This is a genomic window from Verrucomicrobiota bacterium (assembly GCA_027622555.1).
Classification (GTDB): Bacteria; Verrucomicrobiota; Verrucomicrobiia; order Opitutales; family UBA2995; genus UBA2995.
Map to the genome: position 1 here is coordinate 49,338 of JAQBYJ010000010.1, position 25,795 is coordinate 75,132.

Consider the following 25,795-nt stretch of genomic DNA (forward strand, 5'->3'; position numbering starts at 1 on the left):
ATTGTTCTGAAAACAAAAACTCCCACACTCGCCATCAATGAGTAAATTAGCGCTCCTTTCAGTGTTCGATAAAACCGGTCTGGTAGATTTTGCCCGGGTACTATCTGAAAAACATGGGTATACCATTTTATCTACAGGAGGTAGCGCCAAGACGCTGCGTGCAGCCAATATTGAGGTAACTGATGTTAGTGAATATACCGGATTCCCTGAAATGATGGAGGGTAGGGTAAAGACCCTTCATCCTAAGGTCCATGGTGGACTTCTATGCAGGCGTGATAAGCCGGACCACTTGGCGGAAGCCGAGAAGAACGGAGTATCCATGATCGATTTGGTTGCGGTTAATTTGTATCCGTTTGAGCAGGTAACGGCAAATCCGAATTGCAGTTATGAGGATGCCATCGAGAATATCGATATAGGCGGACCATCCATGTTGAGAAGTTCTGCAAAAAATCATGCCAGCGTTACAGTGGTCTGTGAACCAGAAGATTATAGCCGAGTTCTCGAATCTTTGACCTCGGAAGATGAGGACGCAAAACTGGATCTACGCAAACAACTGGCGTTGAAGGTTTATCGACGCACTTCTGAATATGACAAAGCGATTTCGGACTATCTGGCACTTCAGCAAGTGGAACCCGACATGGAGTCCATTAGTGGATATCCTAAAAACTGGGAACTGAGTCTGCCTAAGGTTTCAAACCTTCGCTATGGTGAAAATCCACATCAGCAGGCGGCGCTTTATGGAAATTTCTTTGATGTGTATGATCAGCTTCAGGGCAAGGAACTCAGCTACAATAATATTCTCGATATTACCGCTGCAACTTACCTGATCGGCGAGTTTGAAGAGGCAACCGTGGCTATTCTGAAGCACACCAACCCCTGTGGTGTAGCAAGTGCGCGCACCATTATGGAAGCTTGGCATCGTGCCTTTGAAACGGACAAACTCGCTACCTTTGGGGGAATTATTGTAGCCAACCGAACCGTGGATGAAGAACTCGCTCTGGCCATAAAAGAAATATTTTGCGAAGTCGTTATTGCCCCCCGTTTCACCGATGAAGCCTTGGCCCAGTTTGCCAAACGCAAGAACGTGCGCCTTATGGTAGCCAAGGATGGTGTAGGAGCTGAAGCCCTTCGCGAGATACGATCGGTGGTCGGAGGACTATTAGTCCAGGACAAAGACATGAAGAAAGCCAACCCCATGGAGTATCGAGTTGTTACTGAGAGGGAACCGACAGAAAATGAATGGGCTTCGTTACTTTTTGGCTGGCGTGTGGTTAAACACGTAAAATCGAATGCCATAGTATATGCAGGAAACAAACGGACATTGGGTGTCGGAGCAGGTCAAATGGCACGGGTCGATAGCTCACAAGTTGCGGTCTGGAAGTCGAAGGAGGCTGGCCTTGATCTGCAGGGTTCCATTGTTGCTTCCGATGCATTTTTCCCGTTCGCTGATGGTTTACTTGCTGCGGCTGATGCTGGTGCTACCGCTGCCATTCAACCTGGTGGATCCGTCCGCGACAATGAAGTGATCGCAGCAGCGAACGAGCGCGGTATGGCTATGGTTTTTACCGGCGTAAGGCACTTTCGTCACTAATTGCAGTCCAATCAAAAAAAATCTCTTTCAACCAATAATCTAATGATTCGTTCATTCACTAAATTTCCACTGCTTTGTTTTACAGCATTCATTTTGGTTCTGGCTGGTTGTTACACGGTTCCTGAAACCGGAAGGACTTCTCTGAATTTTATTTCTGTGGGAAAAGAATTACAGCTTGGAATATCTGAATTCGAAAAACTGAAAAGCCAGGCCCCCATATCGTCCGACCCTGTGCTAACAGGTCGCCTCCATAGAGTCGGACAACGGATTTCGGAAGCCGTTGGGGATGATTTGCCGAGTGCTGAGTGGGAATTCGTCTTGTTTGACGAACCGAACACCATCAATGCTTTTGCCTTACCGGGCGGAAAGGTAGGAGTCTATACAGGAATTTTGGATATTGCCACCTCCGACGATGAGTTGGCCACCGTCATCGGCCATGAGATTGCGCATGTCACCGCGCGCCACGGATCTGAAAGAATGTCTCAGGGCGTCGCTGCGGCGATCGCTGGTGTTGCGCTAAATGTAGCACTGGAGGACGATAAAAACCGCGATGCCTGGACTGCCGCTTATGGGGCCGCTTCCGCCTATGCACTGGCGATTCCTTTCTCACAAAGACACGAATTGGAGGCGGATGAGATTGGGGTCATATATGCGGCCCGCGCAGGTTATAATCCCCAAGCAGCTGTGGATTTTTGGATGAAAATGAGTTTGGTTAAACAAGGGAAAGAACCATCACCTTTCTTTTCCACGCACCCTTCGGACTTTAAACGAATTGATCGACTCGAGGCACTCATGCCAAAAGTAAATCCCATTTATGAAGAAAATAAAGGTCGTTACCAATGATTCTTGACCCACTTACCATATTAAAAGACCTGATCCGATTTCCCAGTGTTTCCGCTGACTCTGCTTTTAAACAAGGGTTGGCAGATACGCGTGACTATCTGGAGAGGCAACTGAAGACGATCGGGTTTGACGTTGAAATCATCAAAACTACCGGTCACCCAATTATTTTGGCAGAGCATTTGGTAGAACCGGAAGCACCGAAGGTTGTCATTTATGGACATTATGATGTACAACCACCCGATCCAATCGATTTATGGAAATCCGCTCCATTTGAACCGGAGATTCGTGGAGATAGAATTTACGGGAGAGGCGCTGCCGACAACAAAGGGCCGGTTTCGGTTTATCTGAGTGTCTTATCTGAACTTTTAGATGAACGGCCCGATCTGCGTTTAAATATTGTTATCATTCTGGAAGGTGAAGAAGAGATTGGCAGTCCTAGTTTTATGCACGCACTTGAACCCTATGCCGCCAGGGTCACCGGTGATTTTGTTTTTGCTTGCGATTCCGGAAGTCTGAGACCCGATCAACTTAGCGTAACCACTGGCTTGCGTGGGATCAGCTGCCTGGAAGTTTCGCTCGAAGGGGCGTCCAAGGACTTACATTCCGGCCTGTATGGAGGAGCGATTATGAATCCTATTCACGCACTTACAAATTTGTGTCAGTCACTTCACAATAGCGACGGGACCATCAATATCCCGGGTTTCTACGATTCCATTGAAGGTATCGAACAATGGGAGCGTGATGAACTTGTAAGGGCTGAAGAAAATTTGGATGATTTAAAAACATTTTTAGGGGTTAATGAATTCTATACAGTGCCTGGGCTCAATGCCTCTGAAGCGCCTCGTCTGGCCCCCACCTTAGAGTTTAATGGTATTGGTGGAGGTTACCAAGGCAAGGGGTCCAAAACAGTGATTCCCAGTAAGGCGTTCGTTAAGATAAGCTGTCGATTGGTGGCCAATCAAAACCCTGATCGGATTCAAGAACTGTTAATGGAAACTATCAAGGAACGTTGCCCCAAACAAATGCGGTTGAGCTTTGAAATTGAACACAATGGAAACCCATACCTGGTTGTTCCTCCCGGAAAACCAAATACACCAGCCGACATGAATCCCGTTTTGGCCAAGGCCTTTGAGTCGACCGAAAAACATGGGGCAGCATTATTTGGAAAGAAACCCGTTTACCTACGTGAAGGCGGAAGCATCCCCATTATAAGTGACATAAAGAAAGTCTTTGGGATGGATACGTTGTTGGTAGGATTGTATTTACCAGAAGATGGTATGCATGCTCCGAACGAAAGCTTCAGTCTAACCATGATGACTAAAGGCAAAAAGCTGATTAAGAACATTCTCAGCGACATCGCAGACTAGAAACCAAAAGAGCCCGCTCCAGGGAAGCAGGCTCTTTTGAAAAAGTATTTAGGCGCTTAGGGAATCAGGATGATATTTGCCCGGCGGTCTAGTTGACGTCCAGCGTCGTCAGCACCTTCCACCGCATCCAAATCGCCCTTTGACAGGATTTCGATTTTGGAAGGACCTACACCCAGTTGAACCAGGTAGCTTTTAACCGAATTTGCACGACGGTCACCAAGTGCCAAATTGTAGTCGGTTGTTCCTTTCCAGTCGCAATGACCTTCAACCACAATCCTTTGCGAAGTGTCTCGAAGTAGGAACTTGGCGGTTTCATTCAGCTTTGAACGCTCAGACTCACGAATATAAGAACGGTCGTAATCGAAGTAGACGACTTCGTAGGAATCGGCGTTTGCGAGATTGCCGATTGAAGAATCGCGTTGGTCAAGATTTTCACCGCTTTCAAATCCGAAACCAGGAACATTACCAGAGTTTGTTCTTCCTCCAGCTTGGTCACCATCAGCCCCTCCAGGCCCGGTACCTAAGCCCATACGGGTCATTTCAGGAGTAGGGCGACCAGAACTTTGGCAACCCATCCAAGATAGGGTAATAGCAAACAAACAAATTAGATAGGTGATTTTTTTCATCATCGAAGCGATGGGTGTACAAATGTTAGCGTTTTTAACTAAAAAGGACTCAGCAAAATTTAAACTATTAGGAGTAGACTTTTAGGATGGGGTTGCGCAACTAAGATTTCTATTTTTTTAGTAAAGAATGATATTTCTTGTAGATAATGGTTCCATTCGAGCAGATGCCTATTTGAATTTGTGCCGAATAGCAGATGATCTTTCAAAAGTTATTGGAGAAAAAGTGATACCCGCGCCACTGCTCCACGGTGATAAAATACCTCCTGAACAGCTGGATGGTAAAGTTGTTAAGGTTTTGGAGAAACAATTGGTTGAAGCGATAGAGGAGGGGAGTCACTCATTTACAATTCTTCCGTTCTTTTTCGGTGAGTCCGGGGCAATTCATGATTATCTTCCGCGTCGAATAAGAAAGGTTGCTGAAAACCATCCCACCTTCAGGGCAAAGATTTTGGGCTCTCTTTATCAAAGCAAATCAAATGGCGGAGACATTTTGGTAAAAATCCTTCGGGACCGAGTTCTGGAAACCATGGAAATACGGGGATTGAAGCGTTGTAAAGTCGTTTTAGTGGATCATGGAAGTCCCAGGGAATCCGTCACCACGGTAAGAAATGTACTTGCTGAACTCCTTCAGGAAGAAATGAACAGCCGGGAGATTGATGTTTCACCAGCTTCGATGGAACGTCGCAATGGCTCTGCTTATGATTTTAACGAACCGCTCCTGGAAAAGATATTGAATCAGCCTCCCTATAATTCGGGAGCCGTCATTATTGCCCAACTGTTTTTATCTCCAGGTCGGCATGCAGGACCAGAAGGAGACATAAGTGCCATTTGTGAATCGTCGGAAAAAGATAACAAAGACCTCAACACCTACCGAACAGAATTAGTAGGTACTCATCCTTTATTGATAGACCTGTTGGTTCGAAGGTGGGGAGAGGGCAAAAAGCTATCATTCAAAACATTCAATACCTAATCGAATAAGGGTGTATTTTCCACAAATCCCATATCGACCGCATAACGTGTGAGGCCCGCTGCATTATGCAAATCAAGTTTACGCATTAAATTTGTCCGATGGTTTTCAGCAGTTTTGATACTTATACTCAATTTTTCTGAGATCAACCGAGTGCTAAGTCCTTCAGCAACGAGTTGCAGTATTTCACGTTCCCTTGCAGTTAATATTTCTGAGGACCTGGATGATTTGGGGTTTTTTGAAACGATGTTTAGGATTTTGGTATTATCATCACCAAAACAGGTGGCTCCATCCGCTACGGGAAGCATAATATCCAAAATCACCAGGTCTGGTCGATTCTCAAGGCAAATATTGTAGACATGTTGACCATTCGTATTGTAGTATCGCAATAGAAAGTAATCCACGAAGGATTAATCCAAGGTAGAACTATTCTCAATTCCCAGCATCTTGGTGGTTGGTTCAATTGGCTCCGTTGGGATGGACGCGACGTCCAGAACCTAAATCTAAAAGCCATAAAAACTGTGGTAGGCCGGCGGGGACTTGAACCCCGAACCAAGAGATTAAAAATCTCCTGCTCTACCGATTGAGCTACCGACCCATAAAAACCACAATTCCTCACTTAATAGTGAAGAAGTTGGGAAGAAATGCCGCAGAACTTAGCATGTCAACGTCAATTTGGAATAACTTGAGGAGCTTTCTCAAGGAATTAATCAAAGAGGTTATTTGGTGAATATTTGAACGCTCTTAAGGTTTATACATCTAAAAATACAACTAAGGAATATCTCAATAGCTCAGATAAAAAAATCTTGAAACTCATTACTCCTTTTAGGGTTTATTTATAAAAAGACGTAAACTCTGGAAACTACCCATCGCCAAGGAACAAACCTTCAATAATCATTTCCAACTCAGAAACCTTATGACAAATAAAGCACAGGAAGTAGCCATCGACCGTATGCTTGTAGAGAAGTTTAAAAACGGCGATGAAGATGCATTTACCGAAATAGTTTCCCGTTACTGGGATAGGATTTACTCAAGAGTCCACCAGATGCTTAAAAACAAGCAAGACGCGGAGGAAGTAACTCAGGATGCATTCGTTCGCGCGCACCGTGGACTCGAAAAATTCCGTGGTGATAGCGCCTTTTCCACCTGGCTGTTTCAAATTGCCACAAACTTGGCCCACAACAAATACTGGTATTGGTTCCGCCGTAAACGGGGACAATCAATATCTTTGGAGCAAACTTTAACCGATGAAGGTGATTTTAGCCTGATCGATATTTGCCCGGTTGAAGGCCAATCGCCTAGCGAAGCAACAGTTACTCAAGAATTTGTAGATAAGGTTGCCGAATGCATGAAAGATCTAACGGATAAACATAACGAAATACTTGTTATGCGTAATGTTAAGAACATGTCTTACGAAGATATAGCGAACGAATTAAGACTTTCAATTGGCACCGTAAAAAGTCGTATAGCTCGTGCCCGCATGAGTTTACGAGAAAAAATGGGTAAAGACTTTCAATGACAGATGATGTTTTCGAAGACCTCGTAAACCTTTATTTAGACAAGGAAATCAATCCTGCCCAACTCACGATCCTGAAAGACGAGTTGGGGAGGAATTGTAGTCGTCAGAAAACATTCGAAAGTTACTGCCGTATGCATCAGGCGACGCACTTTGCGGCACTGACTGCAAGACCTGTTATTCCTTTGATATCACCAGCCTTGGTTGGTGGCCGGAATAAACCTGCTTTCTTTGCATTAAATCGTCAGGTGTTTGCTGCTGCGGCTTTGATAGTTGTCATTGGATCTTTCGCCACTATCTACTTCAGCGGTCCTTTTGGATCCGCCCGCATGGTACGGGCGGATAATTCCAGTTTACAAAAAATCGAAACTTTTGCCGAGGCAACTGTTCCAAATCAATCTGAACCACCTCTTGAATTTTTCAGAGCACTTAAGGCCCAGAATGAGAGTCCAAGTTGGTCCTATGTTCAGGAGCTACGGCACGCGAGGTCTAACTCCGGCTTGCGGACCATCACAGAAGCACCTTCGTTTTATACAAAAAATGAGGACCAGCCCAACCATAGGGAAGGTATAGGAGAAATACCAGACTTTGAACTGGAGTATTCTAGTTACGAATTTAAGCGTTAGACCGTTTTCCTACTAAGGATTTAGGGCTGCTTTAATTAGCTCTTCCACGCTGACAGAAGGTCCTAGTTTATTTATAGCTCGATTTACTGCCTTATCAGCTTCGTTCAGTTTGTAACCAAGAGCAATAAGTGCAGATATTGCGTCCTGGAACTTGCTGGCCTCTGCGTCACCTTCGACGGAAGGTCCGAGGCTGCCAATTTTCCCTTGAATCGGTTGAGAACCAAAACCGCCTTTAACTTTATCGCGAAGCTCAATAATAAGCCTTTCCGCCGTTTTTTTGCCAATCCCTGGACACTGAGACAGCAATGTTGCATCTTCATTGATTATGGCTACCTCAAGCATTTTAACACTCAATTTTGAAAACAAAGTGAGTGCCATTTTCGGACCAACACCGGACACTTTCTCTACAAGAAGTTTAAAAAACTCTCTATCGCTTCGGTTTATAAACCCATAAAGTGCCTGCGCATCATCACGATAAACTGCGTATGTATACAATTTAGCCTGGTGTCCAAGTCCTGGAAGCTTCTCGGAAGTTGTTATAGGGACATTGACCTCATAGCCGACGCCTCCAGCCTCAATGACGACCTGCAAAAGTCTGCTTTCGACAACAATACCGTTTAGAGACGCTATCATCGATTATTTAAGGCCAAGCACATCCTGCATATTATAGAGACCGGGCTTCTGATTAATGAGCCATTCTCCTGCATGGATAGCCCCCTTTGCAAAAATCATTCGGTCCGATGCTTTATGAGTTAGCTCCAGTCGTTCACCTGGAGTTGAAAACATTACTGTATGGTCTCCAACCACATCTCCTCCACGCAAACTATGAACACCGATTTCTCGTTCCGTTCTTTCGCCAATGATTCCTTCCCGGCCATGTATCAATTTGTGATCCGAACGAGTTGAAGCAGTTTTTATTCGTTCGATTAAATTTTCGGCCGTTCCGCTTGGAGCATCCTTTTTAAATCGATGATGCATTTCGGTGACTTCCACGTCATAGTTATTTGGCAGGATTTCCGAAGCTTTTTGAGTGAGGTAAAAAAGCAAATTAACACCTAAGGAATAATTACCTGCCCATGCAATTGGCACAGACTTAAGCGACTCCAATATGGCAGTCTTTTCCTCTTCTGAGTGTCCCGTAGTTCCTATCACTATTGGAACGCCATATTTTCCTGCACAAACAGCCAATTCCTTTGTGGCAGAATGGTGACTAAAATCTATGGCAAGATCTACACCTTCAATAAAATCTTCGGCACAATCACCTATATCAATTCCAGCTACTATTGTATGACCTTTTTCATCCGCGGCCTTTCTTAAAGCTTCACCCATTCTGCCGAGTGCTCCTTGTATTAAAATATTTAGGCTCATACTTCGAGTTTTGCGTTAAGCGTGTTAACCGTTTCGCTTACGATCTTGTAGTTGCTTTCTGAGATGGAACAAAGCGGACGTCGCACACAGGCGCTTTGAATTATACCTGCGTTTTTCATGGCAACTTTCACTGGAACCGGGTTGGGTTCAACAAAGAGATTTACGAAAAGAGGAAAGAGAAGTTCCTGAATAGATTTGGCAGTCTCATAGTCATTATTTAGAGCGGCACTTACCATGTCCACAACCGGCTTCGGACAAAGATTGGATGCTACAGAAATAACCCCTTTTGCGCCAACAGACATAAATGGAAGAGTGAGGCTATCGTCTCCACTAAGAATGGTCATATCATCTCCAAGCGCTTGTCGGATTTCGGAAACACGCTCACATTTTCCACCTGATTCTTTAATGGTATGGATATGGGGATACTTATCTCGCAATCGGACAAGAGTATCGACCTCTATCTGAATCACACATCTGGAAGGGATTGAGTATAAAACGATGGGTTTATCGGTAGACTCAGCTATGGCCCCAAAATGTTGAAAAAGGCCTTCTTGACTGGGTTTGTTGTAGTAAGGTGTAACGACAAGCATCCCATCAACATTGGCCTTATGCGCTAATTTCGTAAGATGAATGGCCTCCCTGGTTGAATTGGAGCCTGTTCCTGCAATTACGGGAATTCTTCCAGAGGCCGTATTAACTACACTTTCAACAACTTCTGAATGTTCGGTATGATCCAGAGTAGGAGACTCACCAGTCGTGCCAACTGGAACCAAGCCTTGGACTCCTTGCTCGATTTGCCACTCGGTAAAGGATTTTAAACCATCCCAATCGACATTTCCATCCTTAAAAGGAGTAACCATTGCTGTAAGGACGCCGTAAAAATTGTGAGCCATATTACTTTCTGTTTATTTTATTATAGGGAGTAGGTTTGGTTTCATTAGAAAAATCAAGCAACTCTTTAGTCTAGCTGCATCTCCAGTCTATTAACCCTTCAAAACATTCTTATCCACCCATTATGAGCGCAGAAGATACAATCAATAGCCTCCTCAAACTGGCAGTTGAAAACGAAGCCAGTGATATCCATATCAAATCTGACAAGCCTGGAATCTTGCGTCTCAACGGTGTTCTTCAAGAAGTCGACATGGACCCAATAAGTGCGGCCGAAACAAGGGACTTCATTGCTGAAACTGTGCCATTCAAGTTCAAGGAAGATTGGGAACACAATGGACAAATCGACTATAGTTATTCCATTTCTGGAATTGGTCGCTTTCGAGTAAATGGATTTTTCCAACGAGGCAGCGTCAGTATAGTGTTTCGCCATGTTAAGGACCAGGCTCCAACTTTTGACGATTTGAATATTTCAAACGCGGAAGTCTTGGAGAATCTCTGTCAATTAAAAGATGGAATAGTATTGATTTGTGGAGCCACCGGATCCGGTAAGTCTTCCACTTTGGCGTCTATGATGAATTGGATAAATAATAATCTGAATCGTCATATCGTAACGTTGGAAGATCCTATTGAATTCAATTTTGATGATAGAAAGTCCGTTTTTAATCAACGTGAAATAGGAATCGATGCCCCGAGTTTTTCGCAAGGTATGCGTGCTGTGTTACGACAGGATCCAGATATCATCCTAATTGGAGAAATGCGTGATAAGACAACCTTCGAAACTGCTTTATCGGCAGCTGAGACAGGTCACTTGGTACTATCAACATTACACTCATCTGGATCTCAGGCGGCCATTCAACGAGTATTCGAATTTTTTCCTCCTGATCAGCAAGTAATAATGCGTCGCCAAATCGCAGGTTCACTCAGGGCAGTTTGCACACAAAAGCTGGTTCCATCGCTTGAGGGCGATACCCGGTACCCAGCCATCGAAACCTTTGTAATTGATTCTTTGGGAAAGAATATAATCGAGGAAGGTTTGTTTGAAAAAATTCCAGCGGTGGTGGAAGCAGGAAAGGAAAACGGTTCAAACACATTTAATCAAAGCCTGTATCATCTGGTTCAAGAGGGATTAATCAGTAAGAATGATGCTTTGAAATTCTCGCCTAATGCGAAAGCATTGGAAATGAACCTGAAAGGTATTTTCCTCAGTACAGGCGGTATTGTTTCTTAAGACGAGGTTTATGCTTGGAGTCTTTTTAGTTGATCGCATCAGGAAATTCTGATGCCTGATTGGCGAATATGCCAACAGGTTTACTATTTTCAGGCCAAGGAGCTCAAAAAGTCGGGATGGGGAAATCCCTCTACGAAAACAGCTCACTTGTAAGAGAGCTTTACGACAAAGCAAACGCAGTACTGGGATATGATTTTTCCAAGGTATGCTTTGAGGGTCCTCAGGACGAATTGACAAAGACAAATATTTGTCAGTCGGCACTCTACGTTCATGGACTGGTTTGTCATGCCTTGTGGAAGAATTCGAGTCCTGAAGAGCAACCAGCCGCTGCGCTAGGACTGAGCTTAGGGGAATTGACAGCGTTAGCTGTGGCCGGGGTCTATGATTTCGAGGTGGGACTTCAAATTGTCGCGGAGCGTGGTAGACTCATGCAAATGGCATGCGAACAAACTAATGGCGGCATGGCCAGTGTGCTAGGAGGAAGCAGAGAAGATGTTAAAGCCCTGGCGGATGAATTCGATGTCGACATGGCTAACTTGAATTGCCCAGGCCAAATTGTAATTTCAGGTGAAGCTTCAAACGTTGATGCAGCAGTCGAAGCCGGAAAGAGTAGGGGATTTAAGCGCCTGATGCCTCTCACGGTAGCAGGTGCCTACCACAGTCGCCTTATGGAACCAGCGCGCGTTGCATTTGAAGGTTATTTGAAAGAAATCAGCTTCCGCGTCCCAATAATTCCAGTATTCTCTAATGTAGACGCATCGGCGACTCAAGAACCGGAAGTAATAAAAGGGAAATTAGTTAAGCAGGTGGTTTCTCCGGTACTGTGGGAAGATTGCATGTTAGCCGCAAAATCGAAATCCGGTATCACACAATTTGCTGAATGCGGCATGGGGGGTATTCTTAAGAGTCTTGCTAAACGAATTGACCGAGAAATGGAAGTCGAGGCATTTCAGGAATTTGACGATTTCAAGCATTCGTGACCAATCAGGGAAAAGCCTTGCTTAGGTTCATTTTTTCCGTCCAATTCGTGCGTTTATTTCCTGTCGGTACTGCTGCTAAACGGGGAGGTAAATGACCCAAAAATGTATCCATTAAAAGATATCCGCAATTTCTGTATTATCGCTCACGTTGATCACGGCAAAACAACCTTGTCTGATCGCTTGCTAGAGAGCACTCAAACAGTGGTTAAGCGGGAAATGAAGGAGCAGCTGCTCGACTCGATGGACTTAGAGCGAGAGCGTGGTATTACCATAAAATCCCACCCGGTTACCATGCTTTATACCGCAAAAGACGGCCGGACCTACCGCTTTAATCTGATTGATACACCCGGACACGTAGACTTTTCATATGAAGTTTCCCGAAGCCTGGCTGCCGCGGAAGGAGCTCTTCTACTTATTGATGCAGCTCAGGGTGTAGAGGCTCAAACCGTCGCCAATGCGCATTTAGCTGTTGCCCAGAATCTCGCAATAATTCCGGTTATCAATAAAATCGATCTACCTGGTGCAAATCTTGAACTTTGCTTGAAACAACTGGAAGATATTTTGGCGATCCCAGCTGAAGAAGCGGTTTTGGCAAGCGCGAAGGAGGGGATAGGGATTGAAGAAATTCTTGAAGCGGTCGTAAAACACGTGCCACCGCCAAGACTTGCTGATTATCCACAAACACGAGTCTTGGTTTTCGATTCAGTTTACGATTCTTACAAGGGGGTTATCTGTTATGTTCGGATTTTTTCGGGCAGACTAAGAGGTGGTGATAAAATCATTTTGATGAAGGATGGCGTCAAAGCTGAGATAAAGGAAGTAGGGATCTTTACACCTGGAATGAAGGAGGTCGATGAACTGACGGCCGGTAATTCCGGTTATATTGTGACGAACATCAAAGCAGTCTCGGATATTAAAATGGGCGACACTGTCACTCTGGACAAAGATCCGGCAAAAGAAATGCTCGAAGGCTATCAAGAGATCCGTCCTATGGTTTACAGCGGTATATATTCTCTCGATACATCCGATTATCAGAAACTAAAATCAAGCATGGGAAAGTTGAGGCTTAATGATGCTGCATTTACGTTTCAGGCTGAAAGCTCTGTAGCATTGGGTTTTGGATTTCGGTGTGGCTTTTTGGGATTACTTCATATGGAAATTATCCAGGAGCGAATTCGAAGGGAGTATGATGTTGATATCATCGCCACGTATCCAAGTGTTGTTTACAAAGTAAAAACAACCGATCATCAATTCCTGCAGGTGGATAATCCGGTGAATTTGCCTGATCCGGAAACTATTGAATATATTGAAGAGCCGATGATTGTGGCTACGATTCACATACCTGGACAATATATCGGCGACATATTGGCGTTGGTTATGGATAAGCGCGGGCTCTGTGAACATACGGAGACGTTGGATGAAACACGCCTTATGTTAACCTGTCGATTGCCCCTTAATGAAGTGCTCGTTGATTTTAATGACAAACTAAAAAGCATAACCAAGGGCTACGGTTCCATGGATTACGAATTTGCAGAATACCAAAGATCTAAATTGGTCAAACTCGACATTCTGGTTAATGGGGAACCGGTAGATGCTTTTTCTTCCATTGTGCACGTCGACAAAGCCGAAGGTAAAGGCAGGGAGCTTTGCAAGAAGTTGAAAGATATTCTGCCGCGGCAAATGTTTAAGATTCCGGTGCAAGCAACGATTGGCGGTAAAGTTGTTGCTCGCGAAACGCTGAGTGCTTTTAGAAAAGATGTTACCGCGAAATGTTATGGAGGAGATATTTCGCGAAAAAGAAAACTTCTGGATAAGCAAAAAGAAGGCAAAAAACGTATGAAGCAAATTGGGAAAGTTTCAATTCCCCAAGAAGCCTTTATTGATATTCTTAAAAGCAGTACCTAGTAATAATTTTAATCTGTAAACATTTAGGCTGCCATCGGTTTAACCTCTGATAAATCTTTTAGGTAAATTATTTCATGAAGAAAAATAACCATAAAAAACTCCGGGAAAAAGCCGAAAACTGGTTGAGATTAGCTGAAAAGATATACCACTTCAGGAAAGACCTTATCGATGAGGTTGATATGAAGGAACTTCATGAGACCTCCTTGGCGCTCAATAAGGCCTTGAAGATTAAAGGAGAAGAAGACTGGGGAAAGGTTCGTTTGGCTTCTGAAGAACTGGAAAAAGCCTTAAAGCGAGTTGGCGGGTATTTTTATCCGCAAAATTTTTGGGCAGAAAATGCCGAAATGTTTCTTGTAGCAGCCATAGTCGCCTTGGCGATTCGCACTTTTTTCCTACAACCCTTTAAAATTCCCACGAATTCAATGTATCCCTCATATAACGGAATGACGCACGAGGTATATGAAGAAGAAGATGCTCCCGGTCCTTTGGGTAAGATTGCTACTTTTTTGGCGTGGGGTTCGGTTCGACGCGAAATTTCAGCACCTGTATCTGGAGAGATTCTCTTACCGATAAATGATTTTGAACAGGTTCCAGGAAGAAAATGGTTAGTGCTGCCGACTAGATTGAATCAGTACTCTTTGTTGGTGGGCAATACTGAGGTGAGCTTCAAGGTTCCCGGAGAATTTCATCCGCAAGAGGTTTTCATGGATGCTTTTTTCCCTGACAATGAAGGTGACTGGAATGATTTGATACAGGAGTTAAGATTTCAAAGAGAAAGAGTTGTTATGCATAAAGGGGCTGCATACGTGCGAACCGGAAAGACAGTAGAAAAAGGAGATAATGTACTCTCATTTGCAATCCATACTGGAGATGCATTGTTTGTTGACCGGATTTCTTACCATTTCATTAGACCAGATGTTGGAGATGCTATTGTCTTTAAAACTGGAAATATTCCAAATGTAGGTGACGACAAATACTACATTAAACGCCTCGTCGGAGTACCTGGTGATGTGCTGCAGGTGAAAGCTCCGGAATTATACAGGAATGGTGAGTTAATAACCGGAACGGATGCTTTCGATAAAAATGCCAAGCAAGTATACAACTACGCAGGGTACTCATACCGAAATTCTTCCTCAATGCGGTACCTGAGTAACCCTACGGAGACGGTTACTATTCCCAATGACTCTTTTTTTGCTATGGGTGACAATTCACCACACAGCTCCGACAGTCGTTATTGGGGCTTTGTCCCTAAAAAGGAGATGGTTGGTCGAGCAATGTTTATCTATTATCCGTTTACCCATCGCTGGGGATTGGCGAATTAATCGCTTTTAACAATGTCAAATTTCTGACCTCAACAACCCAAAACCAGTTCGGAATCAAGCCAAGGTATAAAACGCACAATATATATTATGTCTAATATTTTTCGTTTACCGAAATAGCACGTTTTTATTGTGACTTATACATATTCTCTCCTACTCAAATTAAACCTGACAAGGTTTTCGGCTATTTTATTAGATTAACAATCTTCAATTATTAAGTGAATAGACCACCATTATTTAATTGGCTAAAAGAGCGAGGCTCAGGGGTTCTTCTACATCCGACTTCCTTCCCGGGAGATCAAGGAATCGGAACCTTGGATCACTCCGCTTATGCGTTTATAGATTTTCTGGAAAAATGCCAAATGAAGTATTGGCAGGTTTGCCCTCTTGGGCCGACGGGATTTGGAGACTCACCTTATCAAACCTTTTCAGCATTTGCGGGAAATCCATACCTGATTAATCTAAAAGACCTCGTTGCCATAGAATTACTGGAAACAAAAGATTTAGAGTCATTCAGGTTTATGCCGGGAAGTCGCACGGACTTTGGGTTATTGTACGAATATAGATGGCCCGTCCTCCGTAAAGCATTCTCAAAATACAAAAGCTCCTCCAATCAATGGAAAGACCTTCAGAAGAACTTTGAGACCTTCAAGAAAAAGGAAGCAGATTGGCTGGAGCCTTTCGGTTTGTTTATGGCATTAAAGGATAATTTCGATGGTCGCTCCTGGTTAAATTGGCCCAAGGAGTTTCGTGCTTATAAAACGATTAAACAAAAAGATCTTACGCCGGATGTATTGTTATCGGCTGAATCACACCAATTCTTCCAGTTTTTGTTTTATTCTCAATGGTCTAAATTGAAAAGTTATGCCAACGACAAAGGAATCCAGATTATTGGCGATATTCCCATATTCGTTGCACTTGATAGTGTAGATGTTTGGTGCAATCCGGAGTTTTTCCAGATTGATAAACGTTCGTTTAAACCAAAAGCCGTAGCTGGTTGCCCTCCGGATTACTTTTCTAAAGACGGTCAATTCTGGGGAAATCCTCTTTATGATTGGGACCAACTCAAGAAAGACGAATTCATCTGGTGGATTAACCGTTTCAAAGCTTCACTCAAACTCTACGACATAGTCCGCATAGATCATTTCAGAGGATTTGAGTCATATTGGTCCATACGAGCCGATGCAAAAACTGCGGCAGAAGGAGGTTGGGTTGCCGGCCCGGGATTGGAGTTTTTTAATGCGATTCATAAGGCCCTTCCCAAAGCTAAAATTATAGCCGAAGACCTCGGACTTATTACACCTGAAGTCAGAAAGCTTCTTCACGATACTGGATTGCCTGGAATGGCAGTTTTACAATTCGCGTTTGGCGGTGATAGTAACAACTTGTACTTGCCTCATAACCTCGATAAAAACTCGGTAATTTATTCAGGTACTCATGATAATGATACCACAATTGGATGGTTCAAAAGCGCTGGGGAAAGTATTCAAAGCCATGTTCAACGTTACTTTGATGTGCCAGGGAATGCTGTCGGTTGGGATTTCATAAGATCTTCATATCGATCTGCATCCAATTTGGCTATTCTTCCGCTACAGGATTTAATGGGTCTGGACAGTTCCGGAAGGATGAATGAACCGGGTAAAGCGTTAGGGAATTGGCAATGGCGTTACCAGTCTTGGCAATTAGAACTTCTCAACAACGAAAGCGCTGAATACTTGGCTGGTTTAAGCTCTCTCTACGGACGTTGATTTTATTCAGTCAGAAAACGTCTGATTTCTGGAATCAAAGTATCTTTTTCGTCCTCAAGTATGTAGTGTCCTGATTTAGGATACGCGAATACTTCGGCCGACGGGAAAATGCTCTTCCACTTCTCAAGAAACACTTCGTCAAAACAGAAGTCTTTAAGCCCCCAACCTATAAGAACTGAATGTCCCTTTAATTTGGGTAAAAACGTTTCAATTGCCTCCAGAACCTTGAAGGTTTCCTGATTTGAATTAGTTGGTATGTCTTGAACAAACCTTAGGTTAGCAATTCGATTTTTCCAATTATTATAAGGAAGCAAATATCCATCTTTGACTTCCTTTGTTAAAGCCTTTGAAACAGCCATCCTGGTTGCAGGCCAGGCGAATCCATTGAAACCTCGAATGATCAAATCCCCAATGATTGGAATTTTGCAAACCGCAATTCGCTTTGGAATTCTATCCATATAAAAAGCAGCTGTGTTCAAAATAACGATTTTCCGAACTCTTTTTGAAAGCGCTTGTGCAACACCCATTCCTATCGCCCCACCCCAATCGTGGACGACCAAATCGAATGATTCCAATTCAAGGGTTTCGATCCACCCCACGGCATTTTCAATATGGTGCTTTAGCGTGTATTCATAATCTTGGGGCTTATCAGAAAGCCCACAGCCTATATTATCTAAAGCTAAGCATCTGTGATTGGTTTTAAGGCACTTTATTACATTTCGATAGTAAAAGGACCAGGTGGGATTCCCGTGCATCATCACCACCGCACTCCCCTGCCCTTCGTCTACATAATGAAGTTTTTGAGCTCCGGTCGTAAACCAATTAGGACTGAAAGGGTACTCAGTTCGAATATGATCAGGAATTTCCAAATCAGAATTGTAAGGCTAACATTAAGCAACTGAGTCCGCTACCGATCCCCAAAATTGCAACTTTCTCATCCGGCAAAATAACTCTGTCTTCAATAGCTTTTGCTAATGTCAACGGGCAGGAAACGGATCCGACGTTGCCCCAGTTTGGATAGGTGATATAATCCTTTTCCAAATCAAGATTCAGGGATTCGAACAACTGGCGCCTGTGTGCAGAACCAACTTGATGACAAACAAATCGATCGATGCTGTTTCCATTCCAACCGCTCTCATCCATAAATGCAGACCAGGTTGACTGCGCTAACTGAATTCCTGTTTTCAGGAGTTCTTCGGAATCAGTCAGCATTTGAAGCTCGCCTTGCCCCGAAGATCCTCCTTCACAAAGCAAATTACTTGTCGAGTCCGTTCGAACGGTTCCGGTCAAAACTCTGGGGCATTCAGGAGCCAAATCAGCTTTACATAAAACGGCTGCAACACCGCCGGCACCAATGGTCAGATTTGCAAAATAAGGTTTAACAGACTTACGCGTTTGCTCTGGTTTTTTCAACTCTGCCAAAGTCCAGTCCATAAGGGATTTTCCATTTTCCCCTGAGCATATTAATGCCCGCTCAATTTGACCAGATTCTATCATTCCTCCGACTAAAGTGATGGCATTCAAAAACCCCAAACAGGCATTCGAGAGATCCCAGATTTGCGCTTTGGGGCTAAGCTTTAACTGACCATGGATATAAGAGGCGGTTGCAGGTTCCATGCGATCGCGGCAAACGGCTGCATGCACAACAAGGTCAAACTCATCTCGCTCAAAACGACTTTTCTGCATGGCCGCTCTTCCGGCCTTGGCACTGATCATTGAGGGAAGAGTTTCAATAGGATAAAACTTTCTCTCCTGAATCCCGGTCATCAATTCCAAGCGTCCTTTCGGTAAACGCAGTCGTTGATAAGTATCATTCAGGAAATCCTCAATCTCATCCGAGGAAAGAACTTCAGGAGGAGTATCGTAGGCAATCGCTTCAATGGCTACTTGTTCAAATCTCATACGTTTTGATCGCCTTTAGTTTCTGGACGCATCGCCAATCGAACAACTTCCTTGTCAAAATAATTGCAGTCCATCCCGGCATCGACCTTGAGGCTTCCACCATTAATGCCGCTTGATCTTGGACTTAATAAAAATACAGCTACATCGGCAACTTCTTGGGTTTTTACAGCTTCACCTCTAAAGGTTATTTTTTCTGAAAACAAATAGCTTTCCAGGTAACCGGGGATACCGGCAGACGCACTTGTTTTGAGTAAACTGGGATTTACGGTATTAAAACGAACATTCGAATCCTTGCTAAATGATTTGGCCAGATACCTCATAGTACCATCAAGCGCGGCTTTTATCGGAGACATATATCCATAATTTTCAGCAGTCACGAGATGAGATGAAATGCCTATGGCCAAAACAGAAGCATCCACCGATAGAAATGGTTTAAACGCATTAACCACCTCCACGATACTGAAACAGGACACTTGCGTAGCTTGTAAAAAGTCTTCGCGACTCGTTTCATGAAATGGTTTTATCCCTTCGCTGTAGTTAGCAAAAGCAATAGAATGAACAATACCATCTATTTGCGGAAAATCAGAACTCACTTCTCCAGCAAGGGATTCGATTTCCGTTTTGTTTTCGACATCACAGATATAGACCGGCTTTCCTGATAACCACTTATCAAGGCTGTCTTTTCGTGCTTGGGAGCGAACACTGTAGACAACGGTGGCTCCCTCATCTTCCAGGGTTTTTGCTATATGATAAGCAACAGATTTTTTGTTCGCTACTCCCATTACGAGAATAACTCTGCCCTGCATTCTTAAAAAACTCATTTTTCGTATTCCAGGGTTAATCTTCGTCCTTGAGGGCTAAGGTGTATTCAATATTCAACGCTCGTTTTTCACCATTTTTAACGACACCTTTGCATATGAAAAACATACCCACTTTCTCTTGAATACTCACTTCGATGGTTAAGATGTCGCCTGGCTTTACCATTTCTCTAAAACGCGCATTCAGGATGCGCCCAAGAACTGGAGTCACTTTCTTATTCTCATAGTTTCCTGAGTATTTCTTAACCAGGAATACCGCGGCACTCTGGAAAACAGCTTCACAAATAATAACTCCTGGCATGATAGGATTACCTGGATAATGCCCTTCAAAAAATTCGAAGTTTTCTTTAACGGTTAATCGCGTTGTAGCTCCGTCATCACGCATTTCCAGAACTTCATCGACGAATAAAAATGGCGGTCGATGCGGAATGGATCTTAGAACTTCTGAAGTTGCTGGCATTTAAATGGAAATGGATTTGAGATTATTCTTTTTCAAATTGTACAGGAATTTATCCATCTTATTCGCGGTGATGATACCGTAATTAATGGCACCGAGCCATCCCGACATGATGATTCCGACAGAACCAGCATGATGAAGGCCAGCAATTTGTTCGGGCAATTCCAAAGAGACGGGCAAACCTTCAAATTTAGTTCCGAAACTGGTTCCGCTAGGATGCCGCGTATAAGCTTCTACTGTTTTCGGCGTTGCCGCTTCCAGGTGGCTGATTTTTTGTCGCACATCCGGAATGAATTTTTCAAGCGCGACTAAAGACTCTTCTATCATTCTTGCCTTGTGCATTTGATAATCCTCGTCACTGAGATTTGTCCACTCATCGTAGGTTGCGTTGATCGAAGTAACAATGGTTGTACGTCCTGATTCAGGGCGAGTATCTGGATAATAAACAGAAAATGTTCTGCTGGTTGTATTTAGGGCAACCAATTCGTCGCTACTGAATTCTTTGGATTCAGAACAAAATACCAAATCTCCGATGTCGGGTATTTCTTCGCCCTCTTTTATCCCTATGTAGACCTGACAAGAGCTACTATTGATCCGAACAGGCTGAGCTTTTTCAAGGAATTCTGGGGAAAAGTTCTCTTCTCCAACCAAATCTTTAATGGTACCAATCACGTTTGCGTTTGAAAGTACCGCCTTGGTTTTAATAAGCCTTGGCTCCTTACTTTTGCGGGACCGAACCATAACACCTGTGATACGCTTAAGTCCATCCGGACCTTCGACCTGTATCTTTTCAACTAATACATTCTTCCGCAATTCCACGCCGTTATGTTCCATTTCTTCGACCATCTTCCCAATAAGTACGTCCGTTCCACATTTGAATGTGAAAACGCCCTTACTCATGAAATTCGAGAATACTATTCCATAAGTAATTGCGGGGTCATTCAAAGTTGATCCGTTGGCATAGGTTATAGGCTCCATGAGAAGCCGATGCACATCGGTTCTTCCAGGGAAAAACTCTTCAAATAAATCACCGGTCGTCCGATCATCCTTATCGAAGAAATCCATTCCACGAAGGTGGTCGTAAAAGGCTTCAACTTTCTCGAGTTCAAGGCCGAAAATATTTACCAGTTTGTCCGTAAAATCAATTCGATCAAAAGTTGTCCAAATATTGAATTGCGGATTAACAAATCGGACATGCTTGAGCTGGACGATCATGTCAGCGATTTCGGTGGTCCAATATTTGCGGCAAGATTTTTTCATTCCAAATGGAAACCCATGCAGTGATATATCAAATATGTGCCTACCAGGTCGTTTGAACCATGTCGCCAATCCGCCGTATTGGTAATGGTGCTCCAATAGCAGGACTTTATGTCCATTCTTAGCCAGATAGTTAGCTCCAGAGAGCCCACCAAGCCCACTGCCAATTACGACCACATCGTATTCGTCTTCAACGCCTTCTAACCAATCTTTCGCCATGTTTGGATGGAATCATTCAGGAAAAGTGTAAGCCGTAAAGGGAAAGTCACTGACCGGTTGCTTGCTTTCCAACGAAATAGCTAGTCATCGCTTAGACCATAAAGATTGGCTATGGTAATTCCACTTAGCATTGCTCCCACAATTCCCAGGAATCCTTGGTCAGTGCCACACAGGAAAAGATTGTCCAGGTGGGTTCGTCCCGACTTGTTTTTAAGTGGTGAACCATAAACAGCGCCGCCGAATCTTCCGGTAAACTTGTTTACGGTAGTAGGAGTAAACATATCTGTTGCGATGGATTCTTCTTTTATTGATTCAAAAGAACCAACAGGTAAAAATTTACACGCAACTTTACTGAGCTCATCAAACCAGTGGGCCTTCTCTTTCATGTAAGTATTTTCGTCTAACGATCTCCATGCATCAAAGTTTGCCTGAGCAGTAAAGCGGACAATGCCTTCATTCAATTGCCTGTCACCGGAGTAGTCGTAATTGTTTGGAATACAAATCACCCCACTCCTCACGTCGACGAGTTCTTTTGGTCGGGCAAATTCAAAGGTCTCAGCGTCGTTAAAGAAAATGATAGTATCTTCGATTCCTAAATCCTTCGGTTGACGTTTAAGGATATTAATCGTTTCAACAAAGCTCAGTTGACCGAGGTTGGTTTCCTTTTCTCTGTCTTCGCATAAGCTCAGAGTTTCAGGCCAACCAGCGCAGGAAATTACCTTATCCGCAGTAATCATCCTTCCATTATCTAGTTCCAGAGCAGAAACCTTTTTGCCCTCAGATCGTAGCGATTTGACCCCGAGTTTCATGCAACGCTCAACTCCTGTTTCCTTCATCTTCTCCCTAATGACTCTGAGCATTAATCGAATTCCTTCAAAAGGACGGGCGAAACCTTCGTAGAAGAGCGACTTAAACAGAATGACATACTGTCCAAACTCCATATCATGCTCGCGAGCGTTCCCATAAAACATCAATGGACAAAATAACATTTCGATGAGAATCGAATTGCTTAAACACGCAGCGACTACGCTTCGGGCTGATACATCAGGGTATTCTAATTGATTGTCGTCCCATTCTGAGATCTTCCTTAAGAGTAATCGGAAGCCATCCGTCTGGTCCGGAAATTCGCGGGCAATTTCGTCTTCCAGCAATGTGAATTCATTGCCAAACTTCAGATTTATGCCTGGAAACGCGATCCGGGAAAACTTCTGTGGATTGAGATCGAGTTCATCTCGCGAAATCCTGAGTTGACGAAGAATTTTGCCCAAGGGAGTTCCTTTCACGCCAGGCGACACAAAGTTTGTCAGCGCATGCAGCCCTACGTCATATTTTCTACCAGCTATGCTGTAATAGCTATTTAGGCCGCCGATTACATTGTGACGTTCAAGTAGACAAACGTCTTTGCCAAAATGAGCCAGGCGTATGGCGGCTGCCATACCGGACATTCCGGCACCGATGACAACCACCTCATAGTGGTCTTTTGATGGCTTAGCCTTGCTTGAGTTCAATTAGCTGCCTTGTAAGGCTGCGAACTTAGGCTCGAGGTAGTTAGCACAGCTGTCGAGTGAAGCGAGCTCTTGGTAGTCTGTTTCAGGGACCTCGATTCCGTATTGTTTACGCAGTTCCATTACAATATCCAAAAAATCCATGGAATCCAATTCCAGCTGATCTCTCAGTCGCACTTCTGGAGCGATGCTTGATAAATCTTCGTCTGGAGCAATTTCTGCGATTATCTTTAAAACGATACTTTTGATGCCGTCTTTGGTCATTGTATTTAAAATCTGCTTAGTCATGAAATCGCGTCACCACGAGAGAGGAATTGATACCTAGCATGCCAAATGAGTTGTTAAAAATGGCATCCACGCGGTCCAGTTCCACGGGTTCTCCGATCACAAGCTTTCCCACGTTGCATTGGGGGTCCAACTCGTCAACATTAATTGTAGGATGGACCATTTTATCTCGGAAAGACGGGATATTTCCTGCCAATTCGAGCGCACCGGCCGCTCCCATGGCATGCCCGATAAAGCTCTTGGTATTGTTAATGTAAGTGGAGTCGCTTTTGCCAAAAACAGCATTAATTGCCTCGCATTCCTGAATATCACCTTGCTTGGTGGAAGTTGCGTGAGTGTTTACGATTTGAATGGCTTCAACGTTCTTTTTTGCACGATTCAAAGCTATGCGCATGCACTGAGCTTGTCGTTCCGGATTGGGTAATACGTAATCAGTGGCGTCGGAGTTCATGGCCCATCCCGCTACCTCCGCAATGATGTTTGCGCCACGTGCTTTGGCATCGTTCAGGCGCTCCAGCGTATACAGGCAACCTCCTTCGCTGACCACAATACCATTGCGGCTCATATCAAATGGTCGACTAGCTTTTGTAGGATCCTCGTGCTTGGCTAAGGCATTCTGACTGTTGAATGCCGCAAATATCCCGAAAGTATGAATACTTTCACTGACTCCGCCACCCAGGGCAAAATCGACCTCCTCGAGCTGAAGCATTTGGCAAGCCTGAATAAGCCCCGCATTTCCAGCAGCGCAAGCGGCACCAATGGCATAATGTGGGCCCGTGATTTTTAAATTGATGGTTATCTCACCAGCGGGGTTATTGGCCACTGTTCTGGGGTTGTGGTGATGCGTCCAGAAGCGTGTATCATAGTTATACTGTGAGATGTTAAAAATCTCATTTTCAGTTTCTACATTTCCATGCTCGGTTGTCCCAACGTATACTCCTACTCGACTTTTATCAAAATTCTCCCAATCGATACCTGAGTCGCGGATTGCTTCGTTGGCGCAATAAATCCCGATACTTGCAGCACGAGTTCCTATCCTGACGGATTTCTTGGTCTGGTATTTCAACGGATCGAAGTCACATACACCCGCGTGCACGGTACCCATATAGCGGGTTTCGATATTTTGGATAGTTGAAACTTTATTGAGTAAATTGCTGCGATACTCATCCAAGGTATTTCCGTTGGGTGCAGTCAGGCCTATGCCAGTTATGACGATTCGATGTTGGGACATTCTAATGCAAACGGTCGATGTAAGTTAAAGATTTGGCAAATTTAAAGGTTAATATTGCCCAGCATATAGTCTTCTGATCCGATTTTGCTCACTTTGCAAATCTACCAAATTACCTAATGAGAATTCTTGTAGTAGGAGGAGCCGGTTACATCGGTAGTCACTGCGTCAGACAAATTGTAAAAGCAGGCCATGAGCCGGTTGTTTTGGATAATTTAGTCCTGGGACATCGAGGTGCAATTTCTCCGGAGATTCCCTTTTATGAAGGAGATCTGGGGGATGTGTCCTTCGTTCAGCCTATACTTGAAAATGAAAATATTGACGTTGTAATGCACTTTGCAGCCTATGCTGCAGTCGGTGAGAGTGTTGCGGAACCATTAAAATACTACACCAACAATGTCGCTGGGACTATTCAGCTGTTGAATGCCATGAAACGGGCAGGTGTGAATAAATTCATTTTCAGTTCAACCTGTGCAACTTTTGGCGTGGTGGAGAATCCTCCCATTGTGGAAACGATGCCGCAGGTGCCGATTAACCCGTACGGCCAGACCAAACTGGATATTGAGAATCTGTTAAAAGCCCATGCTCAAGCCGAAGACTTTCGATTTGCTGTTTTCCGGTATTTCAACGCGGCCGGGGCGGCTGAAGACGGGAGTATCGGTGAGGATCACCACCCTGAGCTTCATTTGATTCCCATTGCGATTCAGGCAATCATGGGCCAACGACCTTCCCTCAAAGTATTTGGAACAGACTACCCAACTCCAGATGGCACCTGCCTGAGAGATTACGTTCATGTGGATGATCTCTCAAGAGCGCACATAGCAGCCTTCAGATTACTCAACGAGCCAGGAACGCAGCTTTTTCTGAATCTCGGAGTTGGTAATCCATCCTCTGTCAAAGAAGTCATTGCAGCGGTCGAAAAAGTGAGTGGAAAAACAGTACTCATTGAATATGCAGATCGACGCCCAGGGGATCCTCCCTCGCTATATTCTGACTCTACCTTGGCAAAGAAAACGTTGGACTGGGAACCAAAATATCCCGACCTCGAGTCGATAGTCAGAACGGCCTGGAACTGGCACTCCACACATCCTAACGGTTACGGTGACTAATTCACACCGGTTCGCCTGAATCGGCGTAATCGGAATCAAA

25 protein-coding genes and 1 tRNA gene are annotated in these 25,795 nt (G+C 44.1%); 12 read left to right on the top strand and 14 right to left on the bottom strand.

Going from position 1 to position 25,795, the window contains the following annotated elements; genetic code table 11:
* Nucleotides 1-37 precede the first annotated feature (37 nt).
* From purH to O3C43_04590, 3 genes are read left to right on the top strand one after another with little or no spacing between them, the layout of a single operon-like run.
* Nucleotides 38-1,591 (top strand): bifunctional phosphoribosylaminoimidazolecarboxamide formyltransferase/IMP cyclohydrolase, encoded by a 1,554-nt coding sequence (gene purH / locus O3C43_04580; GenBank protein ID MDA1065760.1) that lies wholly within the window; start codon nucleotides 38-40, stop codon nucleotides 1,589-1,591.
* Nucleotides 1,592-1,633: 42 nt separating this feature from the next.
* On the top strand, nucleotides 1,634-2,434 hold the full coding sequence (locus O3C43_04585) for a M48 family metallopeptidase (protein MDA1065761.1): 801 nt from the start codon (nucleotides 1,634-1,636) through the stop codon (nucleotides 2,432-2,434).
* On the top strand, nucleotides 2,431-3,801 hold the full coding sequence (locus O3C43_04590) for a M20/M25/M40 family metallo-hydrolase (protein ID MDA1065762.1): 1,371 nt from the start codon (nucleotides 2,431-2,433) through the stop codon (nucleotides 3,799-3,801). Before O3C43_04585 ends, O3C43_04590 begins: the two co-directional genes overlap by 4 nt.
* A 56-nt stretch (nucleotides 3,802-3,857) precedes the next feature.
* Here the strand turns inward: O3C43_04590 and O3C43_04595 are convergent, their stop codons facing one another.
* On the bottom strand, nucleotides 3,858-4,430 hold the full coding sequence (locus O3C43_04595) for an OmpA family protein (protein MDA1065763.1): 573 nt from the start codon (nucleotides 4,428-4,430) through the stop codon (nucleotides 3,858-3,860).
* A 124-nt stretch (nucleotides 4,431-4,554) separates the two neighbouring features.
* On the opposite strand from O3C43_04595, the gene O3C43_04600 reads away from it, so the two are divergent.
* Nucleotides 4,555-5,397 (top strand): cobalamin biosynthesis protein CbiX, encoded by an 843-nt coding sequence (locus O3C43_04600; GenBank protein MDA1065764.1) that lies wholly within the window; start codon nucleotides 4,555-4,557, stop codon nucleotides 5,395-5,397.
* Here O3C43_04600 and O3C43_04605 read toward each other — a convergent pair.
* Both O3C43_04605 and O3C43_04610 read right to left on the bottom strand, forming a co-directional pair.
* Nucleotides 5,394-5,798, bottom strand: a complete 405-nt coding sequence (locus O3C43_04605; GenBank protein MDA1065765.1) for a LuxR C-terminal-related transcriptional regulator — start codon at nucleotides 5,796-5,798, stop codon at nucleotides 5,394-5,396. The genes O3C43_04600 and O3C43_04605 overlap by 4 nt on opposite strands.
* 118 nt (nucleotides 5,799-5,916) lie before the next feature.
* Nucleotides 5,917-5,992, bottom strand: a tRNA-Lys gene (locus O3C43_04610).
* Between the two features lie 318 nt (nucleotides 5,993-6,310).
* On the opposite strand from O3C43_04610, the gene O3C43_04615 reads away from it, so the two are divergent.
* Both O3C43_04615 and O3C43_04620 read left to right on the top strand, forming a co-directional pair.
* On the top strand, nucleotides 6,311-6,913 hold the full coding sequence (locus O3C43_04615; protein ID MDA1065766.1) for a sigma-70 family RNA polymerase sigma factor: 603 nt from the start codon (nucleotides 6,311-6,313) through the stop codon (nucleotides 6,911-6,913).
* On the top strand, nucleotides 6,910-7,536 hold the full coding sequence (locus O3C43_04620) for a hypothetical protein (GenBank protein MDA1065767.1): 627 nt from the start codon (nucleotides 6,910-6,912) through the stop codon (nucleotides 7,534-7,536). The genes O3C43_04615 and O3C43_04620 overlap by 4 nt, the downstream gene beginning before the upstream one ends.
* A 12-nt stretch (nucleotides 7,537-7,548) precedes the next feature.
* Here O3C43_04620 and ruvA read toward each other — a convergent pair whose 3' ends face one another.
* From ruvA to dapA, 3 genes are read right to left on the bottom strand one after another with little or no spacing between them, the layout of a single operon-like run.
* Nucleotides 7,549-8,169: a Holliday junction branch migration protein RuvA gene (gene ruvA, locus O3C43_04625; protein ID MDA1065768.1), complete on the bottom strand. Its 621-nt coding sequence runs from the start codon at nucleotides 8,167-8,169 to the stop codon at nucleotides 7,549-7,551.
* 3 nt (nucleotides 8,170-8,172) lie between these two features.
* Complete coding sequence (gene dapB / locus O3C43_04630) at nucleotides 8,173-8,904, bottom strand: 4-hydroxy-tetrahydrodipicolinate reductase (protein ID MDA1065769.1); 732 nt, start codon at nucleotides 8,902-8,904, stop codon at nucleotides 8,173-8,175.
* Nucleotides 8,901-9,797 carry a 4-hydroxy-tetrahydrodipicolinate synthase gene (dapA, locus tag O3C43_04635; protein ID MDA1065770.1) on the bottom strand — a complete coding sequence of 299 codons (897 nt, stop codon included), beginning with the start codon at nucleotides 9,795-9,797 and terminating at the stop codon, nucleotides 8,901-8,903. Before dapA ends, dapB begins: the two co-directional genes overlap by 4 nt.
* 122 nt (nucleotides 9,798-9,919) lie before the next feature.
* On the opposite strand from dapA, the gene O3C43_04640 reads away from it, so the two are divergent.
* From O3C43_04640 to malQ, 5 genes are all read left to right on the top strand, one after another.
* Nucleotides 9,920-11,023 (top strand): PilT/PilU family type 4a pilus ATPase, encoded by a 1,104-nt coding sequence (locus O3C43_04640; protein MDA1065771.1) that lies wholly within the window; start codon nucleotides 9,920-9,922, stop codon nucleotides 11,021-11,023.
* Nucleotides 11,024-11,091: 68 nt separating this feature from the next.
* Nucleotides 11,092-12,003, top strand: a complete 912-nt coding sequence (gene fabD / locus O3C43_04645) for an ACP S-malonyltransferase (protein ID MDA1065772.1) — start codon at nucleotides 11,092-11,094, stop codon at nucleotides 12,001-12,003.
* Between the two features lie 102 nt (nucleotides 12,004-12,105).
* Nucleotides 12,106-13,908 (top strand): translation elongation factor 4, encoded by a 1,803-nt coding sequence (gene lepA / locus O3C43_04650; protein ID MDA1065773.1) that lies wholly within the window; start codon nucleotides 12,106-12,108, stop codon nucleotides 13,906-13,908.
* A 221-nt stretch (nucleotides 13,909-14,129) separates the two neighbouring features.
* Nucleotides 14,130-15,230, top strand: coding sequence for a signal peptidase I (gene lepB, locus O3C43_04655; GenBank protein MDA1065774.1), 1,101 nt, complete (start codon nucleotides 14,130-14,132; stop codon nucleotides 15,228-15,230).
* 215 nt (nucleotides 15,231-15,445) lie between these two features.
* Nucleotides 15,446-16,975 (top strand): 4-alpha-glucanotransferase, encoded by a 1,530-nt coding sequence (malQ, locus tag O3C43_04660; GenBank protein ID MDA1065775.1) that lies wholly within the window; start codon nucleotides 15,446-15,448, stop codon nucleotides 16,973-16,975.
* A gap of 2 nt (nucleotides 16,976-16,977) precedes the next feature.
* On the opposite strand, the gene O3C43_04665 is transcribed toward malQ, so the two are convergent.
* The 8 genes from O3C43_04665 to O3C43_04700 form a co-directional block, all read right to left on the bottom strand.
* Nucleotides 16,978-17,844, bottom strand: coding sequence for an alpha/beta fold hydrolase (locus tag O3C43_04665; protein MDA1065776.1), 867 nt, complete (start codon nucleotides 17,842-17,844; stop codon nucleotides 16,978-16,980).
* 1 nt (nucleotide 17,845) lies between these two features.
* Entirely contained in the window at nucleotides 17,846-18,877 is a 1,032-nt protein-coding gene (locus O3C43_04670; GenBank protein MDA1065777.1) for a 3-oxoacyl-ACP synthase III, read from the bottom strand.
* Nucleotides 18,874-19,698: an SDR family oxidoreductase gene (locus O3C43_04675; GenBank protein MDA1065778.1), complete on the bottom strand. Its 825-nt coding sequence runs from the start codon at nucleotides 19,696-19,698 to the stop codon at nucleotides 18,874-18,876. The genes O3C43_04670 and O3C43_04675 overlap by 4 nt, the downstream gene beginning before the upstream one ends.
* Nucleotides 19,699-19,714: 16 nt before the next feature.
* Entirely contained in the window at nucleotides 19,715-20,155 is a 441-nt protein-coding gene (locus tag O3C43_04680) for a beta-hydroxyacyl-ACP dehydratase (GenBank protein MDA1065779.1), read from the bottom strand.
* Nucleotides 20,156-21,628, bottom strand: coding sequence for an FAD-binding protein (locus O3C43_04685; GenBank protein ID MDA1065780.1), 1,473 nt, complete (start codon nucleotides 21,626-21,628; stop codon nucleotides 20,156-20,158).
* 80 nt (nucleotides 21,629-21,708) lie between these two features.
* Nucleotides 21,709-23,136 (bottom strand): NAD(P)/FAD-dependent oxidoreductase, encoded by a 1,428-nt coding sequence (locus tag O3C43_04690; protein MDA1065781.1) that lies wholly within the window; start codon nucleotides 23,134-23,136, stop codon nucleotides 21,709-21,711.
* On the bottom strand, nucleotides 23,137-23,397 hold the full coding sequence (locus O3C43_04695; GenBank protein ID MDA1065782.1) for a phosphopantetheine-binding protein: 261 nt from the start codon (nucleotides 23,395-23,397) through the stop codon (nucleotides 23,137-23,139).
* A 16-nt stretch (nucleotides 23,398-23,413) separates the two neighbouring features.
* Complete coding sequence (locus tag O3C43_04700; protein ID MDA1065783.1) at nucleotides 23,414-24,649, bottom strand: beta-ketoacyl-[acyl-carrier-protein] synthase family protein; 1,236 nt, start codon at nucleotides 24,647-24,649, stop codon at nucleotides 23,414-23,416.
* Between the two features lie 116 nt (nucleotides 24,650-24,765).
* Between O3C43_04700 and galE the strand changes: the two genes are divergently transcribed.
* Nucleotides 24,766-25,755 (top strand): UDP-glucose 4-epimerase GalE, encoded by a 990-nt coding sequence (galE, locus tag O3C43_04705; protein MDA1065784.1) that lies wholly within the window; start codon nucleotides 24,766-24,768, stop codon nucleotides 25,753-25,755.
* Nucleotides 25,756-25,795 lie beyond the last annotated feature (40 nt).

What these genes read in the sequence shown, in the direction of transcription:
- O3C43_04585 (MDA1065761.1), top strand. Translation starts at nt 1,634, where the DNA reads ATGATTCGTTCATTCACTAAATTTCCACTGCTTTGTTTTACAGCATTC.
- O3C43_04595 (MDA1065763.1), bottom strand. Translation starts at nt 4,430, where the DNA reads ATGATGAAAAAAATCACCTATCTAATTTGTTTGTTTGCTATTACCCTA.
- O3C43_04640 (MDA1065771.1), top strand. Translation starts at nt 9,920, where the DNA reads ATGAGCGCAGAAGATACAATCAATAGCCTCCTCAAACTGGCAGTTGAA.
- O3C43_04675 (MDA1065778.1), bottom strand. Translation starts at nt 19,698, where the DNA reads ATGAGTTTTTTAAGAATGCAGGGCAGAGTTATTCTCGTAATGGGAGTA.
- galE (MDA1065784.1), top strand. Translation starts at nt 24,766, where the DNA reads ATGAGAATTCTTGTAGTAGGAGGAGCCGGTTACATCGGTAGTCACTGC.
- O3C43_04670 (MDA1065777.1), bottom strand. Translation starts at nt 18,877, where the DNA reads ATGAGATTTGAACAAGTAGCCATTGAAGCGATTGCCTACGATACTCCT.
- purH (MDA1065760.1), top strand. Translation starts at nt 38, where the DNA reads ATGAGTAAATTAGCGCTCCTTTCAGTGTTCGATAAAACCGGTCTGGTA.
- O3C43_04615 (MDA1065766.1), top strand. Translation starts at nt 6,311, where the DNA reads ATGACAAATAAAGCACAGGAAGTAGCCATCGACCGTATGCTTGTAGAG.
- O3C43_04620 (MDA1065767.1), top strand. Translation starts at nt 6,910, where the DNA reads ATGACAGATGATGTTTTCGAAGACCTCGTAAACCTTTATTTAGACAAG.
- O3C43_04695 (MDA1065782.1), bottom strand. Translation starts at nt 23,397, where the DNA reads ATGACCAAAGACGGCATCAAAAGTATCGTTTTAAAGATAATCGCAGAA.
- O3C43_04590 (MDA1065762.1), top strand. Translation starts at nt 2,431, where the DNA reads ATGATTCTTGACCCACTTACCATATTAAAAGACCTGATCCGATTTCCC.
- dapB (MDA1065769.1), bottom strand. Translation starts at nt 8,904, where the DNA reads ATGAGCCTAAATATTTTAATACAAGGAGCACTCGGCAGAATGGGTGAA.
- lepA (MDA1065773.1), top strand. Translation starts at nt 12,106, where the DNA reads ATGTATCCATTAAAAGATATCCGCAATTTCTGTATTATCGCTCACGTT.
- O3C43_04680 (MDA1065779.1), bottom strand. Translation starts at nt 20,155, where the DNA reads ATGCCAGCAACTTCAGAAGTTCTAAGATCCATTCCGCATCGACCGCCA.
- O3C43_04685 (MDA1065780.1), bottom strand. Translation starts at nt 21,628, where the DNA reads ATGGCGAAAGATTGGTTAGAAGGCGTTGAAGACGAATACGATGTGGTC.
- O3C43_04700 (MDA1065783.1), bottom strand. Translation starts at nt 24,649, where the DNA reads ATGTCCCAACATCGAATCGTCATAACTGGCATAGGCCTGACTGCACCC.
- O3C43_04600 (MDA1065764.1), top strand. Translation starts at nt 4,555, where the DNA reads ATGATATTTCTTGTAGATAATGGTTCCATTCGAGCAGATGCCTATTTG.
- fabD (MDA1065772.1), top strand. Translation starts at nt 11,092, where the DNA reads ATGCCAACAGGTTTACTATTTTCAGGCCAAGGAGCTCAAAAAGTCGGG.
- dapA (MDA1065770.1), bottom strand. Translation starts at nt 9,797, where the DNA reads ATGGCTCACAATTTTTACGGCGTCCTTACAGCAATGGTTACTCCTTTT.
- ruvA (MDA1065768.1), bottom strand. Translation starts at nt 8,169, where the DNA reads ATGATAGCGTCTCTAAACGGTATTGTTGTCGAAAGCAGACTTTTGCAG.